General features: G+C 35.1%; 16 protein-coding genes and 2 pseudogenes. 17 read left to right on the top strand and 1 reads right to left on the bottom strand.

Annotated elements, in window-relative coordinates; genetic code table 11:
- Positions 1 to 178: 178 nt before the first annotated feature.
- Positions 179 to 2,566 (top strand): DNA translocase FtsK, encoded by a 2,388-nt coding sequence (locus HZR21_RS10005; protein ID WP_180747520.1) that lies wholly within the window; start codon positions 179 to 181, stop codon positions 2,564 to 2,566.
- Positions 2,553 to 3,554: a DNA polymerase III subunit delta gene (holA, locus tag HZR21_RS10000; protein WP_180747519.1), complete on the top strand. Its 1,002-nt coding sequence runs from the start codon at positions 2,553 to 2,555 to the stop codon at positions 3,552 to 3,554. The genes HZR21_RS10005 and holA overlap by 14 nt, the downstream gene beginning before the upstream one ends.
- Positions 3,555 to 4,329: 775 nt before the next feature.
- On the opposite strand, the gene HZR21_RS09995 is transcribed toward holA, so the two are convergent.
- On the bottom strand, positions 4,330 to 5,115 hold the full coding sequence (locus tag HZR21_RS09995; RefSeq protein ID WP_180747518.1) for a DUF559 domain-containing protein: 786 nt from the start codon (positions 5,113 to 5,115) through the stop codon (positions 4,330 to 4,332).
- 298 nt (positions 5,116 to 5,413) lie between these two features.
- Between HZR21_RS09995 and HZR21_RS09990 the strand changes: the two genes are divergently transcribed.
- The 15 genes and pseudogenes from HZR21_RS09990 (at position 5,414) to HZR21_RS09915 (ending at position 19,784) form a co-directional block, all read left to right on the top strand.
- Positions 5,414 to 6,565: an amidohydrolase gene (locus tag HZR21_RS09990; RefSeq protein ID WP_180747517.1), complete on the top strand. Its 1,152-nt coding sequence runs from the start codon at positions 5,414 to 5,416 to the stop codon at positions 6,563 to 6,565.
- A gap of 397 nt (positions 6,566 to 6,962) precedes the next feature.
- Positions 6,963 to 8,603, top strand: a complete 1,641-nt coding sequence (locus tag HZR21_RS09985) for an ATP-binding cassette domain-containing protein (RefSeq protein WP_310592574.1) — start codon at positions 6,963 to 6,965, stop codon at positions 8,601 to 8,603.
- 76 nt (positions 8,604 to 8,679) lie between these two features.
- Positions 8,680 to 9,459, top strand: a pseudogene (locus tag HZR21_RS11815) (ABC transporter permease).
- A 44-nt stretch (positions 9,460 to 9,503) separates the two neighbouring features.
- Positions 9,504 to 9,950: a hypothetical protein gene (locus HZR21_RS09970; RefSeq protein WP_180747514.1), complete on the top strand. Its 447-nt coding sequence runs from the start codon at positions 9,504 to 9,506 to the stop codon at positions 9,948 to 9,950.
- A gap of 3 nt (positions 9,951 to 9,953) precedes the next feature.
- A pseudogene (locus HZR21_RS12200) lies at positions 9,954 to 11,131 on the top strand (CDP-glycerol glycerophosphotransferase family protein).
- On the top strand, positions 11,128 to 12,237 hold the full coding sequence (locus tag HZR21_RS09960) for a CDP-glycerol glycerophosphotransferase family protein (protein WP_180747513.1): 1,110 nt from the start codon (positions 11,128 to 11,130) through the stop codon (positions 12,235 to 12,237). Before HZR21_RS12200 ends, HZR21_RS09960 begins: the two are co-directional and overlap by 4 nt.
- Positions 12,234 to 12,650 (top strand): glycerol-3-phosphate cytidylyltransferase, encoded by a 417-nt coding sequence (gene tagD / locus HZR21_RS09955; RefSeq protein ID WP_180747512.1) that lies wholly within the window; start codon positions 12,234 to 12,236, stop codon positions 12,648 to 12,650. Before HZR21_RS09960 ends, tagD begins: the two co-directional genes overlap by 4 nt.
- 6 nt (positions 12,651 to 12,656) lie before the next feature.
- Positions 12,657 to 14,099, top strand: a complete 1,443-nt coding sequence (locus HZR21_RS09950) for a glycosyltransferase family 2 protein (RefSeq protein WP_180747511.1) — start codon at positions 12,657 to 12,659, stop codon at positions 14,097 to 14,099.
- A gap of 92 nt (positions 14,100 to 14,191) precedes the next feature.
- Positions 14,192 to 14,344 carry a hypothetical protein gene (locus tag HZR21_RS09945; protein WP_180747510.1) on the top strand — a complete coding sequence of 51 codons (153 nt, stop codon included), beginning with the start codon at positions 14,192 to 14,194 and terminating at the stop codon, positions 14,342 to 14,344.
- A gap of 29 nt (positions 14,345 to 14,373) precedes the next feature.
- Positions 14,374 to 14,631, top strand: coding sequence for a hypothetical protein (locus HZR21_RS09940; protein WP_180747509.1), 258 nt, complete (start codon positions 14,374 to 14,376; stop codon positions 14,629 to 14,631).
- Positions 14,632 to 14,759: 128 nt separating this feature from the next.
- A complete protein-coding gene (locus HZR21_RS09935) occupies positions 14,760 to 15,023 on the top strand; it encodes a hypothetical protein (protein ID WP_180747508.1) in 264 nt (87 codons plus the stop codon).
- 153 nt (positions 15,024 to 15,176) lie between these two features.
- Positions 15,177 to 16,628 carry a CDP-glycerol glycerophosphotransferase family protein gene (locus HZR21_RS09930; RefSeq protein WP_180747507.1) on the top strand — a complete coding sequence of 484 codons (1,452 nt, stop codon included), beginning with the start codon at positions 15,177 to 15,179 and terminating at the stop codon, positions 16,626 to 16,628.
- A gap of 18 nt (positions 16,629 to 16,646) precedes the next feature.
- Entirely contained in the window at positions 16,647 to 19,076 is a 2,430-nt protein-coding gene (locus tag HZR21_RS09925) for a CDP-glycerol glycerophosphotransferase family protein (RefSeq protein WP_180747506.1), read from the top strand.
- 24 nt (positions 19,077 to 19,100) lie between these two features.
- A complete protein-coding gene (locus HZR21_RS09920) occupies positions 19,101 to 19,292 on the top strand; it encodes a hypothetical protein (protein ID WP_180747505.1) in 192 nt (63 codons plus the stop codon).
- A 135-nt stretch (positions 19,293 to 19,427) separates the two neighbouring features.
- A complete protein-coding gene (locus HZR21_RS09915) occupies positions 19,428 to 19,784 on the top strand; it encodes a hypothetical protein (protein ID WP_180747504.1) in 357 nt (118 codons plus the stop codon).
- Positions 19,785 to 19,872: the final 88 nt, after the last annotated feature.

Genomic DNA, 19,872 nt, shown 5'->3' with positions numbered 1-19,872 from the left:
ATAAGAATAAACAGTCAAGTGGCGTCTGTAACATAAAGAAAAACACAGTAGACTATGCTTAGTTTTCTGTGTTTTTTTCTAATTTCATTTAGAGGTGAATTAATTGGTAGTTATTAGATGTGCCCTTTATATTTTCCATACAATTAGTATACCAAATTATGATATAATTATAGTAACTATGGCTAAAAAAACACAGAAAAAAACACAAAAAAATAGAAAAATATCCAAAAAAGCTCAGGCTGAACAAGCAGAAAGACGAAAACTTATCGCTCTGTTTGTCGGCTTATTTTTGCTAATCTTCGCCGCGACACGTCTCGGCGTAGTCGGGATTTCGCTCTATAATCTTATTCGCATCGCAGTCGGCAGCCTCGCCTATCCAGTCATCATCGCAGGCATCCTCCTCATCATCCTACCCATCTTCAAAAAAGAATTCTCATCAGAACACCGCAAATCTGTCGTCGGTCTGATCTTAATCTTTTTGTCAATGGTACTAGGCTTTCAGGCATATTTTGATAAATTAACGGGGACCAACCACACATGGACTCTGGTTTCAAGTCAGCTTGTCAAACTGAAAGTGACAGAGTTTGCGGGCGCGGGTATGCTTGGGCATGCCATTTATTCGCCATTGAAACTTTTATTTTCAGTCATCGGTGTTTATTTGATTGCAGGACTTTTACTCTTACCAGGCTTGTACTTCCTATCACCACAATTTTGGCAGGACGTTTTTGCTAAACTAAAAGCAAGTTCAGCAGCGCGACATACCAAGCGTCAAGACAAAAAAGCAAAACGTCAAGAAATGCGTGAGGCGGCAGAAAAAGCAGCAGCTGTTACCGCAGCCATGCCAATTGAATTGGCAGAAGAGCTTGAGGCAGCACCGCTTGAACCAGTAAGTATTGACCCACAAGAATTGGCTGCACCAAGTAACTATGATGTCCTACCTTATAAAGAACCTGAGATAGTCATGCCAGACTATGAACCAGAAACAGGTGAAATTATAACACCAGAAACGTCTACAGATGACGCGATGCAAGAAGATGATAATCAGCCTATCAATTTCGCAACAACACCCGAAATGTCTCGTTATCGCTTACCGGATGCCTCTTTACTTGTGCCGACACCGATCAAAAATCAAGCCAATGAGCGCAAGAATGTCCAACATAACATTAAAATATTAGAGACAACCTTTAAAAGTTTTGGCATTCAAGCCACAGTCGAGTCGGCAGTAGTTGGCCCGTCAGTTTCCAAATATGAAATCAAGCCTGCAACAGGTGTAAAAGTCAGCCGTATTTTAAATCTACAAGATGATTTGGCATTAGCTCTGGCAGCAAAAGACGTCAGAATTGAGGCGCCAATCCCAGGTAAATCAGTTGTCGGGATTGAAATTCCTAACTCAGAAGTTGCCATGGTTGGTTTCCGTGAAATGTGGGAAAATGCGCAGACAAATCCAGAAGAACTCTTGGAAGTACCACTTGGTAAGGCGGTTGATGGCACAATTAAAACTTTCAACCTCGCTAAAATGCCTCATATCCTAGTTGCAGGTTCTACAGGTTCTGGTAAATCAGTCGCTGTTAACGGTATTATTACCAGTATCCTGATGAAAGCTTTACCTAGTCAAGTCAAGTTCCTCATGGTTGACCCTAAAATGGTCGAACTGGACGTCTATAATGACATACCACATCTCCTCATACCAGTCGTGACTAACCCACGTAAAGCAGCTAGAGCCTTGCAAAAAGTTGTGGACGAGATGGAAAACCGCTATGAGCTTTTCCGTCGAGTTGGTTCACGTAATATAGAAGGCTATAACGCTAAAGTCGAGAAATTTAATGCTGAAAATCAAGAAAAACAACAGACTTTACCACTTATCGTTGTTATCGTTGATGAGCTAGCAGACTTAATGATGGTAGCATCCAAAGAAGTCGAAGATGCCATTATACGGATTGGTCAAAAAGCACGTGCGGCTGGGATTCACATGATCCTTGCGACACAGCGTCCCTCTGTTGATGTCATCAGCGGCTTGATCAAAGCCAACGTGCCAAGTCGTGTTGCCTTCGCCGTTTCATCTGGGACCGATTCACGGACGATCATCGACAGCAATGGTGCTGAAAAACTACTCGGCCGCGGTGACATGCTTTTCAAACCGATTGATGAAAATCACCCGATTCGCCTGCAAGGTGCCTTTCTATCAGATGACGATGTCGCTAGTGTCGTCGACTTTATCAAAAATCAAGCCAGCGCAGATTATGATGAAACATTTGACCCAGGTGAAGTAGCAGAAGATGATGCGAGAAACTTTGATAGCAATGGAAGTGCCAGCACATCAGATTCTGGCGACCCTCTTTTCGAGCAAGCTAAACAGCTCGTTATCGAAAGTCAAAAAGCCTCAGCATCCATGCTGCAACGTCGACTTTCGACAGGCTTTAACAGAGCCACACGTATCATGGAAGAGCTAGAGGCAGCCGGCATTATCACACCTGCTGAAGGTACAAAACCTCGGAAAGTTTTAGTAGCGCATCTGGAAGAGCCTGCGGCTGATACTGAAAATGGAGGTAACCATGACAGTATTTGATGAGCTATCTCGAGTATCAGCAGACAACCTGCCTCAATTCACTGTGATTTCAGGGGAAAATGACGATATTATTTCTGAGCTGAAGACGCAAATCCTACAGAAAATCGGCTTTGATGCATCAGATTTATCTCAGGCCTATTTCGACATGACAGAGTCTGATCCCGATTTAGCACTCGAAGAATTGGAAAGCCTCCCCTTTTTTGGAGACGGCATGCTCGTTGTATTTGAAAATCTTTGGGATTTAACGACAGTCAAAAAATCAGTCTTAAATGACAAACAATTAACACGGTTAGAGAATTTTCTGGATAATCCGCTTGAGTCAACTAAGGTCATTTTTATCTTTCATGGCAAGTTAGACGGTAAACGTCGGATTGTCAAAAAACTAAAAAAAATAGCCTTTGATTTAGAGGCAACTGATTTAAAACCAAATGAATTGACCAAGTATTTTGTAGCAGATTCAGGTTTACAACCTAACATCGTTAATTTAATCATTGAAAAGTCGAATGCTAACTTTGCCATCATCAGACAGAATATCGAAATGGTAAAAACCTATGCGGATGGCAGAGCAATAACGCCTGACGATGTCCAAGCAGCAGTACCCAAATCCCTATCTGACAACATTTTCGACTTGACGGAGTTGATTTTGAAGTCGAAATTAGTTGATGCACGGGCTTTAGTAGCAGATTTGGTGTTGCAGGGAGAAGATGAGATTAAGTTGTTGTCGATTTTGACGACAAATTTTCGCTTGTATTTTCAAATCAAACTTTTATTAGATAAACACTATACAGACCGCCAGCTGGTTGAGTTCTTGAAAATTAATCCTTACCGTTTGAAATTCTTGGTTGGGCCAGCGCGAGCTAGAAGTAAAGCCTTCCTGGCACAAGCTCTGAGACAGCTAATCGATACTGATTATAAAATCAAATCAGGTCAAGCAGATAAAAAATTCCTCTTGGATATGGCCTTGATTCGTTTAGCTAGGATCAAATAAATGAATGAGACTGAGATATATTGTGCAGTCAACGATTGAAAAAGCAAATTGGGTGTTAAATTAATCACCTGATTTGTTTTTTTGTATTATCGTCATGCTAGCTTGTCAAGAAGAAGGAAATATGAACTGCTTTTCTTGACACGATATGGTAAATTATTCAATGGTCATAGAGATTTAGCAAATTTATATTGTTTCCGAGAAAGATTCCCAATTTCACAGGAAATCGATGTTTTTGTGACTAAAATCGGATTGTTTCTGAGAAAGATTCCCAAATTCCCACGAAATCAACTTTTTTGTGCCCAAAATCGTATTGTTTCTGAGAAAGATTCCCAAATTCCCACGAAATCGATGTTTTTGTGACTAAAATCGAATTGTTTCCGAGAAAGATTCCCAATTTCACAGGAAATCGACTTTTTTGTTCCCAAAATCGTATTGTTTCTGAGAAAGATTCCCAAATTCGCACGAAATCGATGTTTTTGTGACTAAAATCGAATTGTTTCCGAGAAAGATTCCCAAATTCCCACGAAATCGACTTTTTTGTGCCCAAAATCGTATTGTTTCTGAGAAAGATTCCCAATTTCCCACGAAATCGACTTTTTTGTGCCCAAAATCGTATTGTTTCTGAGAAAGATTCCCAAATTCACAGGAAATCGATGTTTTTGTGACTAAAATCGAATTGTTTCTGAGAAAGATTCCCAAATTCACACGAAATCGATGTTTTTGTCACTAAATTTACATGAATGTATTTAATTCAATTTAGTGCTACTTCTCGTGATTAATAATGTTTCTTTACAATTTTCTTGCCGTAATATCTCCGTTTAGGTATGCCGTAATTTTCAAGTATCTGAGCAAATCGACCGTTTTCAAAATCATGATTCATCACACGCATTATCTCGTATCCTTCTCGAATTAAATCCGATTCTCTTTGCCTTTCATTTGCCCGCTCATTCACATTGCTGCTATATTTTATAAGTCCATCAGCTTCTAAAATAATTTTTCGACCTTTAATTTCAAATAAAAAATCAACACGATACTTCTTTTTATTTTGGCAAATCACTTGGTGTTGTTGAATTGGGATTATGACACCTGCCACATATAATTTAAGGCGAACTTTAGTCTCAAATGGTGATTCATCCAGACTACTTGCAAATGATACTAGATGTCTTAATTTTGCAACCCCAGATTTCTGCTTTTGAGACTGACAATAGTTTAAAATTGTTTCTACACTGATTTCATTTTTATATAAATGATGACTAATTGATGAAATAGCTGAAATTTCTGTATCGTTGACAGCAAGTTCAAGTAGTAAATCAACGAGTGTGATCACATTAAATCCTTTATATTTGTTCTTTTTAAAATAGGGTCGAATGTGCGTAATCGCTGTTCTATTTTTTATTTTCTTGTTAGATTGTACTGTATGAATTTCCAAAGGCAATTCTTCCCACCGTGGCGTTTCATAGAGAATTGCTGCATTGGTGTAACAAAAAATAGCATCAGGATTGTTTTTGGCATAATCTGTCATCATATTCAATAGTATTTGATTTTTATCTGTTTCTATCATCTATATCATTTCTCCAAATAAATTCTTTTCTACTTTAGAATACGTATTTTACTCTTAATTGTTATAACATAGACAATATTTTTATTTACTCATCAGTTCAAACTAGATTTTTCAACATAAAATGAGATTGAATAAAAGTTTCGAAAAAATGATAGATTAAATTATGCTAAGTTTATACTTTCGTCATCTGAAATCAATGGCTGTCATTATCTTTTTGTTAAAAATAAATAAAGCATGATACAATGGAATAACAGTTATTTGATCTTAATTAAATATGATATAGAAAAGGAATAGCGCAATGACAATTTCAGCTGAGCACTACGACGAGTTAGTATCAATTCGCCACCATATCCATGAAAACCCTGAATTATCAGGTCAGGAATTTCAAACAACAGCATTTTTAAAGCAATATCTTGAAGATTTAGATATCCAAGTATTAGATACAGGACTAAAAACGGGTTTAGTGGCTCAGCTCGGTCAAGGAAAACCAGTGATTGCGCTACGAGCAGATATCGATGCTCTTCCGATTTTAGAAAATACAGGGTTACCATTTGCCTCTAAAAATAATGGTGTCATGCACGCTTGTGGTCATGATTTGCACCAAACGAGTTTACTGGGCGCTGCAAAGATTTTGAAAAGTCGTGAAGCTGAGTTGAAGGGAACAGTTAAACTGATTTTTCAACATGCCGAAGAAATCCATATTGGGGCAGATGAGGTCATTGCGACAGGTGTCCTATCAGATGTGCAAGCAGTTCTTGGCTACCATAATATGCCAACACTACCAGTTGGACAAATTGGTATTCGTGAAAAAGGCATCATGGCTGCTGTTGATCAATTTTTTGTGACGGTTAAAGGTGTTGGCTCGCATGCTGCATACCCACATGAGGGTGTAGATAGTATTGTGGCGACAACTGCCATTATTTCAAGCTTGCAGCAACTGGTTTCGCGTAATATTGATCCGCAACACGCTGTTGTTGTTTCTGTTACGCACGTGGCAGCAGGGAATACATGGAATGTCTTACCAGACGATGCCATTTTTGAAGGAACGATTCGAACTTTTGATAAAGCAGACCGCGTCCTTGCTAAAAAACGATTTTATGATGTGATTGAAAACGTTGCGAAGGCTTACGGTGTGACAGCGGAAATTGATTGGATTGTTGGTCCCAATGTGACCTACAATGATCCAGAATTATCTGCGTTTTTATTTGAACAAACGAGTGATTGGCATAATGATGTTGTCGTACCCGAAGCGTCAAATGCTGGTGAAGATTTTGCGACTTATGTTGAGCAGATACCGGGTGTTTTTGCCTTCATTGGTAGTAATGCACCAGGTAGTCCTGGCCTTCATTTCTCTGACATGGTACTGAAAGATGCGACTATTCCTGTTGCAGTTGATTATTATGTCAATAATACTTTTGCTCTGTTAGAAAAGCTGGGAAATGAGATCTGAATAGGTTTCTTATTTATTGAAATTAAAGTATTATAAAATTAAAAAAGATTAGTTTGATTTATGTCAGCCTATTCTTTTTTATTTACACATTTTGATAAGAAATCCCAAAAGTACCATATATTGTACTGATAGTCTATATCTAAATAACAGCTAATCATGTATTATGAATTAGAATGTATTTTTTATTATAAAATAAAATTATATATTCTTATTAATATAATAAAATGTTTCATTAATTAGATATATGGTTGTTTTTTGTTATAATTAAATGATTTAGTTTTAATTAAAAACGAGATAGTGATTAGGAATAGATATGGCAGATAATAGTAATTTAAGTAGAAGGAACAGAAAAAATAAGAAAACTAAAACATTTCGAACTCACGGGAAACATACTAAAGTGACAAATAGTATACCTGAAAAAGCTATGAGTGTCGAAACAACTGATGTTTTGCCACTTCCAAATAAATCAGGTCAAACTAAACTGAAGGTACGTGCCAGTCTAATCTCTAAAAAATTCGAATTATCACAGAACGAGAAATTAAAAGAGTTATTAGGAATAGGAAAAAATAGTCGAGAAATCAAAGATTTCTGGGCGCTTCGTAATGTTAATTTCGAAGTTTATGACGGAGAAGCGATAGGTATTGTAGGGTTAAATGGTTCTGGGAAGTCAACGCTCCTTAATATTATTGATAAAAGTTTGAGTAGTACCACTGGTGAGCTGCAAATAAATGGAGAGGTATCCTATATTGCTATTGGTGCTGGACTAAAAGTCGGTCTAACGGGTCGTGATAATATACGACTCAAAGGGACGATGATGGGCATGAGTAAAAAAGAAATAGAAGATAAGATGGATGAAATCATTGATTTTTCTGAGCTTGGTCCCTTTATAGATCGACCGGTCAAGGATTATTCATCAGGGATGCGCTCCAAACTTGCTTTTTCGATTGCAGTGAACCAGGATCCAGATATTCTCATCATTGATGAGGCTTTGTCAGTTGGTGATTCCACATTTGCAGCTAAATCAGCTAAAAAAATGTTTGAGTTTCGTGAACGTGGTAAGACGATATTTGTTGTCAGTCATAACGCAGGACAAATACAAAAATGGACAGATAAGGTGATATGGCTCCACTACGGTGAGGTTAAGGAATATGGTGCAACAAAAGATATTCTACCAAAGTATCAAACCTTTATAACATGGTTTAATAAGTTATCTAAGGAACAACAAGAGCAGTATAAGCTTGATCGTCGTCAAGAACAATTGGATTACTCAGTTGAAGAGCTGAAGCAAGAAGTAATTGATAATTCAGAAGGTGAAATTGACTCAGCTTCACTTGAAATGATTGATAATACAATTGCTAAGAGTAAAAATAAAGCAAAACTTACGTTAACTAGCAAGATAATAATGAGTATTTGTGCAGTATTTATGGTAGCTACTGTTTTTATGACTGCTAAAAGTGGAAGTGTAGATAAACTGAATCAAACGAAGACAACAAAACAGTCTAAAGTCGTTAAAAAAAGTCAGCCTCCTAAGAAGAGTTCCAAACCTTCAAAATCCCAGGACTCGTCAACTAAGAAGAAAAGTAGTAGTAAAGCGACAGAGACATTTGATTATATTGTACAAGAAGGAGACACATTAAGTAGTATTGCTGCTACTTATGGTATTTCGACTGATGAGATTCACAAGCTTAATCCGCATCTTGATCCATCTTTAATTACAGTAGGGATGGTTATCAAATTGCCTAAATCAGTTGAAGGAAAAGCGACAACACCTGAAAGCGTCGATAATTCTGGACAAACAACGACTGATGTTCCAGAAGAATCAGCCAATACAGGTCAAGGAGATTTTTACAATCCTTATCAGCCTACACCACCAGTTGAAATGCCAAGTCCAGAAAATCCAGCACCACCAACTTCGACACCTGAACCAAGCCCTGCTGCTCCGGATCCAGGAGGTTCAGATCAAGGAGGAATGGAACAAGGTGGTACGGATCAGGGGGGAGATTCTGAACCTCAAATCCCAGAAGTTCCAGTATCATAATATGATGTTAGTCAACTTAATATAGACACGAACACATCATATTTAAAAATCAGAAAATACTTGAAATGAGATAGAAATGAAAGATGTTTTATATTATATACGAGAACAAATAAAGTATTTACCCTTGATTATCAGGATGAGTAAATATGATACAAAAAACAACTATCAAAATTTTATGTTGGGTAGAATATGGCAGTATGCTAATCCTATCATTATGGCAACTTTTTATTATATTGTATTTGGGTTTATTTTCAAACGTAGTTTGGGAGCTACAAAAGTTCCTTATCTGCCTTGGATGTTAGTGGGAATGGCTACTTGGGGAATCACAAACGGTACAATACTTCAAAGTTTAAATAGTATTGTTGGTCAGTTGAATTTGTCGAATACTTTTAGATTTCCATTTAGTATTTCTCCTACAATAACCTTTGTGGGTAATATTGTTGAATATTTAGTTATTTTGTTTGTAGCAGTTATCTTTGGTGTTTTAAATGGTTTAGGCCCGAGTATATATTGGTTCCAGATTATTTATTATTTTGTAGCAATTATTTTGTTTACTATCAGTATGAGTTTACTTAATGCCACTTTAACCACTATTTTCTGAGATTACTCGCAGATAGTTAGAAGTATTAGTAGAATTGGTATGTTCGTTTCAGGCGTCATGATGAATTTACAGTCCGATTTTATACCAGTTTACGTTAGAAAATTAGCCTTACTTAATCCCTTTTATTATTTGATTGAAGGTATGAGAGATGCTCTTTTTTCACAAGGATGGTTCTATGAAAAAATGCAAGAGACCTTGTTTTTTTTGGACATTAACGATTTTTATCTTAATACTAGGAGCCCACTTGCTTTATAAATATCAAGAGTCTTTCCGAGACTTTTTGTAAGAGAGATAGATACATGACTGAAAATGAAACAGTATATGCAAGATTAAAAAATGTCGGAAATCCGATGTTTTTGTTAAAGATGAGTTATGATATTCGGAAGTTTTTACAAGAACACCAGGTTGATTTTCCACAAACTGGAGATTTTGACAGAGTATTTGTAGAAGTTTCAGACCAAGCTTTTGAATGTTATGATGCAGGTGTTGTTAAACTTGAACTTATGCCTGAAAAAGGGAGTTTGGTTCGTTTGTCAAGAGCGTCATTAATTGAGATTGCAGAAAATTTACAGATAGAGTTTGACAAGAAGAATGATGAAAGCTTGTTGTCAAGTCTGTTGACAGAGCTTCGTAAGATAAAACACCTCAAAGAATACAAAATAATATTAATGATTATTGATTCATCATTTCAAACAAACTTAAAAATGACAGAGTTAGTCAAAATCGTAATCAATCAGTTAGGATGACATATGAAAATTATAGTACGAATAAAGAAGAAGGTGATTGCGTTAGTGATGTTCTTCCTTTTGAGTACTGTGAATTTTTTTGTCAAGACGGATGATAAAACGATTTTATTTATCGCCTTTGATGGTCGAGGCTTTCTAGATAATCCGAAAGCAATCTTTGAAGCGATAAAAGCTGATGACAAATTCAAAAATTATCAACTGGTTTGGGCGTTGAATCAACCGATTAACATTCAAGGCAGTAAGGTTATTAGGAAAAAATCTTGTCGCTATTATTATTATCTATCCAAGGCAAAGTATTGGGTATTTAATAATAAGATGCCGGAATTTTTAATTAAAAAACCGGAACAGATTTATCTACAGACATGGCATGGCACGCCATTAAAGCGATTAGCACATGATATGCCGGATAATGGTTTAACCTACTATCGAAGCAAACAATCCTATCAAGAAATGGTTACATCCTATGATAAGGATAGTCAATTGTGGGATTACTTGATTTCCCCGAATGCTTTTTCAACAGACGTCTTTGCTTCTGCTTTCAAATTTTCAAAAGAGAAGATGATTGAGGTAGGGTATCCAAGAAATGATTGTTTAACGACAACATCAGTTGATGAGATCGTTAAACTTAAAAGGAAATATCATTTACCACGGGAAAAAAAATCATTCTATACGCACCAACATGGAGAGATGATGCGTATACACTTAAAGGCTATACTTTCGATTTGCAACTTGATTTTGCCAAGTGGTACGACTTATTAGGTGATACTCATGTTGTCATTTTTAAACCGCATTATTTGATTTCGAATCAGGTTGACATTCCAGAAAATTTATCTCATTTTGTGAGAACACTACCTGCAACATCAGATATTAACGACCTATATCTGATGAGTGATTGTTTGGTTACGGATTATTCAAGTGTTTTCTTTGATTATGCTAATTTAAATCGACCGATTTATTTTTACATGCCAGATTTTGAGAGCTATAAAGATCAGTTGCGTGGTTTTTATTTAAATATTCCTGAAGAGTTACCTCATAATATTTGTCAGACAGAAGATGAGTTGCTAAGGGATATCGTTTCAAAAGAGTTTGATATACAGCGTTTAGTTACATTTAACAAAAAATTCAATCATTTGCAAGATGGCAAAGCAAGTCAAAGAGTGATAAAGGAGGTATTTGGATGAAATTGAAAAATATAATTTTAACGATTGTTTTAGCTATTTTCTATCCTTTTTCTCTTTTACAAAAAATCAATGCTAATGAAATTACGTTTATTTCTCTTGAGAGTAAATCACTCGCACGAGATTTTGAAACAATTAATGCAGAGCTAGTTAAACGTGGTCAGTATCAACTGACTTATCATTTATTTGAATATGCGCCAGACATTAAAAATCAAGTGGCCTATGTTATCGCGTGTATCCAGCAATTATTCGCAATTAATCGGTCGCATTTAGTTTTATTGGACTTTAACAACTTTGTTGTATCAAAATTTAAACGAAAAAGTGGAGTTACTGTTTTACAACTTTGGCATGCAACAGGTGCAATTAAGCAATTTGGTAATAGTGTGACACGTGACTATAAAATCAAAAATTATGATTATGCGATTGTCAATTCTGAATTTTTCGTTGAGACATTTTCTCAGGCATTTAATGTCAAAAAAGAGAATATCAAGATAACAGGTATTCCAGAAACAGATAAACTCTTTAATCAAGAACGCATTATTGAAAACGAATCTTATTTATGTGAAAAATATCCGCAAATAATTGGTAAAACAATTGTGACCTATGCGCCGACATTTCGCGGTCGATTTGGTAAAGGATTTTACGAGACCAAGATTGATTTAGATCTCATTCAAAAATCATTGGGGGATGACTACGCTATTATTTATAAACCACATCCTTTGATTACAAATTCTAGGTATAAAGACAATGACAATATTATCTATATGCAAGAAGAGTCAATCAAGAAAGTGTTTGCTGTTACAGATGTGTTAGTGAGTGATTATTCAGCCATTATTTATGATTATTTGGTAACTCAAAAACCACTCATTGCCTATGTGCCGGATTTAAAAGAGTATAGTCTAACACCAGGCATCATTTTTGATTACGAACAAGAATTTCCTGGTGCCATTGTCAAAAATGATAAAGATTTGGTAAATGAAATTAAAGCAATCCATACATGTAATAATAAGCAAAGCAATTTGTATGACAAGGTTTTTCAGTATAGGGATGGTCAGTCACTTTATCGTGTGATTGAGTTGATAGAAAATATTATGGGAGAAAAAATATGAAAGAAGAAGTTGTCGTATTAGTGGCTGGAACTTTTGATATTATCCATGAGAGTCATATCAATATGCTGAGAAATGCAAAAAATCTTGGTGATAAATTGATCGTCATGCTTTCAACAGATGAGTTTAACACCCAAAAAGGAAAAATAGCCTATCAAGATTATGAAACGCGTAAATTTGTTTTAGAGGCCATTCACTATGTTGATGTTGTTGTACCTGAAAATTCATGGGATGATAAGGAGCTTTACATAGATATGTTTGACATCAATATCTTTGCCATGGGAGATGACTGGCGTGGGAAGTTTGATGATTTGAAGATGATTTTTCCCAAACTTAAAGTTATGTACTTTCCACGTGGGAAAACATCTAGTCAAAAAATTAAACAAGATATATCAAAATTGGAAAAGGAAGACTAAGAAAAAATGCTACCAAAGATTGAACAGGAATTTGAGACGTTTCAGTATCATTTAGAAAGTACAGAATGGCAAACTAACTTGCCAACTTTTCAGTTAAATACTTCTAAAAAATCCCCAACTTCTCCAAAGGTTTCCGTCATCATTGCTAATTTCAATAATGCGCCTTATCTCAATAAAATGATGGACAGCCTGATGGATCAGACGATTGGACTGGAACACCTTCAAATCATGTTTATAGATGATAAATCGACGGATAATTCTCTTGAAATCATCATGCCTTATCTTGATAAATATCAAAGCGTTGAAATTTATGCCTTAGATGAAAATACGGGTGGTGCGCATGGTCCAAGAAATATTGGTATTTTAAATGCTAGAGGCGAGTATCTGGTATTCCTTGATGCAGATGACTGGTATGACTTAGAGGCGCTGGGATATTTATCACAACTTTTAGATGCCTCTGGTGATGATTTTGCAGTTTCGGGCTTGGTTCAGAGCAAAAATGGTGAAATCAGTTTAAAAAGTAAACCTTATTTTTATGATGGTGATTTTAAGAATCGTTCAATCCAAGATTTACCATCAGAGTTTTATGGTTGGCTTGGGCCTCAAGCAATAATGGTGAGACGTTCACTCGTGATTGACAACAATCTGCATTTTGTCAATCAGCGGGTCGCAGATGATGTCACTTTCTTTTATGAAGCTATGAGGTTTGCTAAGACAATCACTCAAGGCAGTCGCTTGACCACGTATCTAAATCGAGATGCAGATAATGTGGGTCTGAGCAAAGAAATCAATCGTCAATTTATGATTTCATGGCTGCGAGCGCTGAGTTATATCAATCAAACGTTTCCTGATGATATGTCCAAAGAACGGTTTCTAGCTAGACGCGTGGAATGGCTTGTCTATGATTTTTGCTTAAAAAGAGGAACAGGCTATAACTTTTCTAAAAATCGTTTAAAAGATTTCAAAGAGCAGATGGACTTATATTTAGGTCATCTTGACTTTGATTTAAGTCGTTATTTCAGAAGTGACCCCCGCGTGATTTCTTGGGAATATCTGCAAAACAATGATATTAATGGATTATACTGGTTTGTTCAGTTGCAATCAGTGAGATTTCTAATGTATTATAAACTTGGGTTTAAAGAACATACTAAGGGAAACTACTATTTCCCTACCCTGTTGCCAAAAGTCCCTAAAGTTAGATTGAGTGCTTTCGCTAAGGCTCTAAGCTTTTCGAAAATCACAAACACTTGCACTATAGAAGTCCATGGTCGAGAGACGGTAACAGGATTTGAAACAAGAAATCTTAAAGATATCTATTACTCAGTTCAAAAGTTACCATTTAAAAAAATATCGGATAACATCTACGAAGTAACTTTACCAGATGATTTTAAAAATGACAAAGAACGCTTAACGGTTGTTTTTGGTAATTATGTTGAGATTGGTATATGATGTTAAAGTATGTTTCTGAAAAGTGTCATGTAATTGGACTTGTCAGAATCAAAAGGGCATGCGATTATTAAATGATGGAAAGAAGTATTTAAATGAAACTATCACTTAGAACGAGAGATATTAATATCAATACTTTTGATATTCAGTCAGACATCCTAAGCTTTCCAGTTGAAAACTTAAAAGTTCAACGCGTGATTCTAAAAGGTCGTGCAACAAAAAAAAAATTACGTTACCTTTTAATATAAAAAAAGGCTATATCAATATTGATTTTGATTTGGAACGATATGATATAGGTTTAGATACATATAATATTTTTCTAGTTGTATTTGGTTTTGGTTTCAGGGTTAAGATGCAAGCTATGCTCGATAAAACTCAAGAGGAACGTTATATTAACCTAAAATCTGATTTGAACGAAGTCAGTGAGTTTTTATACTTTTCAATCAAAGGGCGTATGACATATCAGAGAAAGAAACAGAATGCTAACGGATTAGGTGAAGAAAAAAAGTTGTTACTATTTCTAAAATATCTATAACTGAAAATCAGTTATCACTTTGGATAGTTGATGGGCAACCGATTAATTTTTACAAGGCATATCTATTTAATGCTCGGAATCAATATGTCGAGATAAGAGGGATTCGTCAAGAAAAACAGTACCTCACAATGCGGTTACCGAATGAGTTATTAGACCCCCAAAAAGAAAAATGGCGTATTCGTTTAGTAGAAAAAAATAAAGGCTCTCAATTTATTTATGATACTAGGTTAGGAGGCGGTCTAGTTCCTTTTGTGGAGAATGGTGCTAAATCTTTTTCGTATGTAATTGGTCAAGCCCTTAGTAATCTCTATGATCATCATACTGTGCAAGATATAAGAGCTTATCAGGATAAAATCAGTATACAATTATCAATTATTACAAAAGGCAGATAACTATCAGATGTCACAGGTAGATTAGAAAATCATGGAACAAAAGAAGGAATTACAAGTTCAGGTAATCTAGATAAAATTATTGCTAAAGGGATTGATTTTGACTATGCAGATGTCATACTTTATCAAAATGGTAAAGCCATCGATGTTCAGGGATTGGATTATGGACACATTACACATTATGAGCATATTGTTACGATAACATTTTCTAATCATGATTTTCCGTTGAATAATTCTGAACGTATCATCCAATATGAGCGTTTTGATACCAACGTATATGACGTATCATTTGAGCTGGTCTTTTCGGATATATTGGTTTATCCAAAGGTGCCAACTAGAATGCTTTATAACTCTGAGTTAACAGATGAGTATTATTTGGAGCATAATGAGTCATATGGCCTTGTTTTAAAAGCTTTTCCTGCTGAAGATAGGCATCATTTATCTTTTAGACCTATTTTTCTATCCAAAGATGCCCTATGCTATTATCAAGAGTTAAAAAAAGAGTATCCGAATGGAAGACCAGTGATAGGTGAGAAACCAATCCTACTAGTAGTAGAATATCCAGATAAAGCACAGGATAATGGTTGGGCGTTTTTTAGTCATGTTTTTGAAAATCATAAAGATGAGGTCGACGCTTATTATATTATTTCAAAAGATTCATCAGATCTAGATAAGCTTGATATAGTCGAAGATAGACTTGTTTACTATAAAAGTCGTCGTCATATTGATTTGATGACTCAAGCAACTTATTTAGCACATATTGATTTATCCTTTTACGGCTTACCTATTTTAACTGATTATACGAATTTATACATACTTCGTATGAAGAAAATATTCTTACAGCATGGCATGATGGGGGTACGTGATTTACTATATACTTATCGTAACAGGTCATTTTTTACCAATAAATTTGTCGTTAGCAGTCAACGAGAAAAAGAAATTGCTATCGGTATGGGTTACCAAGAATCAGATGTGATTCTTTCAGGTTTACCGAGATTTGATAGCCTGTTATCAGGTAATAGTCCCGAAAAAAATGATAAAGTACGAAAAAATATCTTGATTATGCCGACATGGCGTCACGGTCAGGAGTGCTTACTCGATGAACAATTTATAGAGACAGAATTTTATCAGACTTTCCAAAAATTAATTTCAAGCGATGTTTTAAAAGATCTTGTTGTATCAGAAAATCTTAAGGTCAGTTTTTACCTTCACCGATATTTTCAGCATTATCGTCATTTATTTAAATCAGATTTTGTGTACATTATTTCTGAGAATGAGACAACTGTTCAAGGACTTTTGCGACATAATGGTGTCTTAATTACAGATTATTCTAGTGTGGGATTAGATTTTTCTTTACAGAATCGCACGGTACTTTATTATCAGTTTGACCAGTTGTCAGAGCTTAGGGAAAATAATGATATTGCAAATTTTTTACCAGGTCCTATTGTAGATAATGAATCAGACTTATTAAATCGTCTAAAAAAAGCAGTAAAAAATAACCAACTAGATGAATGCTATCGCTCGAAAAGGTACGATACTCTTTATGCCTTTGATGATTTAAATGCCAGTAAGCGCATTTACCAGGCGATGATGGCTATAGAAAAATGAAAATATAAAAAGAATGATATGGATTTTAGTATTAGGTTGAGAGATATTGTCATAAAGAGTTTTGACTATCAAGAACGTGTATTTTCTTTTAAAATTTGCGGTCTTAAAATTACAGAAGTTTCTATGGTAGGTCGTGATGATAATCAAAAGATCTCCTTACCATTTCATATTAATAAAGGTAAGCTAAACATTACCTTTGACTTTAAACAGGAAGATCTAGAATTGCAACCGTACAATATCTTTGTCTCTGTTTTAGGTGTCAAATTGAGGGTCAAGTTACAAGGGATGGCAGCTAAAAGGATGGATGAACGATATATCGAAATAACGCGAGATTCCGGTTTCAAAGAATTCCTATATTTTTCGATTAGAGGACGTTTAACCTATCTGAAAGTAAAATACTCACCAAATTTATTCCCAGTGGAAACTCAGGTCATTACAATAAATGATATTGAAATAAGTAATCGTCAACTATCTTTTGCAGTATCAGATTCAGACAAAGCTTTTGATAGACTGTATTTATACAATGTGACGCATAGGTATATTGAAATCACTGACTTTATATATGAAGCTGGGTGTATTACTGTTACCTTTACAGATGGATTTTTTACACATGGACCTGATGAGTGGCGTATTCGATTAGGGGTGTTAAAAAACGGACAAAGCTGCATTTATGATACAAGACTTGATGACGAACACTTTCCAATAGTTTTTAATAATGGTTATGAATTAATACATCGGATTGGACAAGTAATTGGTAAGTTGTATGATCATCACACTTTACAAGCTATCGAAACACGGGATGATAAGATTTGTTTTCAAATTTCGGTCATTACTAAAAATAGTCCTTTGACACATTTGGAAGGTATTTGTCTCAATCGGAGCACAAATGAATTTATCAGTGCGCCAGCAACGATTCATAAAATTATTGCGAAAGGAATTGATAATGATTACACAGATATTCTTTTACGGGAAAATGGCGAGACGATTTATGATTTAAAACATAAAACTAAGCGTATCACACACTTTGAAAATATTATCACTTTTGAATTTTCTAATCTTGATTTTCCGCTTAATAATTCGGAAGGTATAATAAATTACGAACGTTACGATACGAATGTTTATGATATATATATGGCATTCCATATTAAAGATAATCTATTCTATCCTAGTAATCGTGTGAGGGTTCACTATAATTCTGATTTAAAAGATGAGTATCATTTAAATCAGAATGATAAGTATAGCTTAATATTAAAAGCATTCCCAGCTGCGAGGCAGCACCTCCTGGCTTTTAGACCCATTTTTTTACCGAAAAAAAGTCTAGTTCTATATGAAAACATTCAAGAAAGATTTCCAAATGGTAAACCATTAATAGATGAGAAACCAATTTTACTCGTTTCTGAATACCCAGAAAAAGCACAAGATAATGGCTTAGCTTTCTTTGAATATGTTTTAAAGCATTATTCAGATGATATGGTAGCCTACTACATTATTTCAGAGGACTCACCTGATCTAGAACATTTGAAATTGCCTGAAGAAAAGATAGTTTATTATAAGAGTCCCAAGCATTTTGATTTAATGACACGTGCAACTTATATCGCACACACACATTCATCGTTTTATGCCGTGCCTCTTTTATCAGACTATGCTAACCTTTATGCCTTGCGGATGAAAAAAATCTTCTTGCAGCACGGTATTATGGGGGTAAGAGATTTATCCTACCTATATGGTAAGCGCACTTTGTTCACAGATCGATATGTTGTAAGCAGTGACCGAGAAAAGAAGCTTGTCTTGAATATGGGGTATGAAGAAAATGAGATTGTTTTATCAGGTCTGTCACGATTTGATTCACTTTTAACTGGTAACTGTGTTGAAAAAACTTTGAGTTTAAGAAAAAAAATTCTGATCATGCCTACATGGCGAATTAATCAAGAACGTCTATTAGATGAACAATTTAAAAAAACAATTTTTTATCAAGAGTTTCAACGACTCATTACAAGTGAGACGTTGAAGAATTTAGCTCAATCAGAAAATTTGACAATTAATTTTTATCTACATCATAATTTTCAGCGTTATCACCATCTTTTTGAGTCAGAATTTGTCAATATTTTACGAGAAGATGATGTCACCGTTCAAGAACTATTGAGAGAGCACGGTATTTTGATTACAGATTATTCAAGTGTTGGGCTAGATTTCTCGCTTCAAAATCGAAAAGTACTTTATTATCAATTTGATAGGCTTGATGAATTACAAAACGCTAAAGAACTGGATGGCTTATTGCCTGGTCCTATTATGACAAACTATCAAAGTTTATTTGAAAATATTAGTGAAGCAGTAATGGATAATAGGCTCTCCGAGGAATATGTCCAAAAACGTCGAGCTAACCTTTATGCTTTTGATGATTTAAATGCAAGTGAACGAATTTATCAGGCGATGATTGAAATAGAGTAAGAAAAACTTTGGGGAGTAAAAAATATGGAAAGAAATTCAATTGTTAGGATTGAGGGAAATACGCTAACAGCTAGTGCAACATCAGAATCAATAGAACGTTCTTATCATATTTGGCGGATAGACGATATTGATCCTAAAAACAGAGAACGAGTTGCAATTTCAGGTTGGCAGTGGGATGATCACTATGAAATTAATTTGGTGAAACCAGGTCAATAATATGCAGTTGTTTATTATAAGGACGGATCACAGAGACAAGAAAGTATTCCTGTCTTTGGTGATATCGTTGTTAGCCAAAGTGAAGTAGCAAATATTCGTCAGAATGATCAAGCCATTATCGAGATGTTATCAAAGATGACAATAGCTGGACTTGAGAATATTTTAAAAGTTTTGAAAGTTAAATTAGCAGGAAGAAAAGTAAGTGTCTATGTCGATAGCTTATCAGAAACTGTTTTTGGGCAGTTAAGCTTTGCACTGGAATTTTTTTTAGGAGAGTTATCATTTGAAAATTTTTATGTTAAATCTAAAGGAGCTGAAAACATTGGGTATAAATTTTCGATAAATTACCGAAATTACTATAAAAGTTTCTCTTCAAATCATCTTAACGAAGAAAATGTATTACTTGTTGCTGGGACGAAAAAATCTAAGGTGATTACAAAAGCTAAAGTCATCTTGATGTTATCCTTAAATCTTAGAGTCACTATTGTATAATTTAGACAAAGGACAAAAACATGAAAAAACGCTACTCAAAAGAATTTAAAGAAACCCTTATCGCCTTCTATCATTCTGGTCAATCCGT

Source organism: Pseudolactococcus laudensis (assembly GCF_013449735.1).
GTDB lineage: Bacteria > Bacillota > Bacilli > Lactobacillales > Streptococcaceae > Pseudolactococcus > Pseudolactococcus laudensis.
Note: the sequence above shows the minus strand (reverse complement) of the source record. Positions and strands in the feature narration are given on the sequence as shown.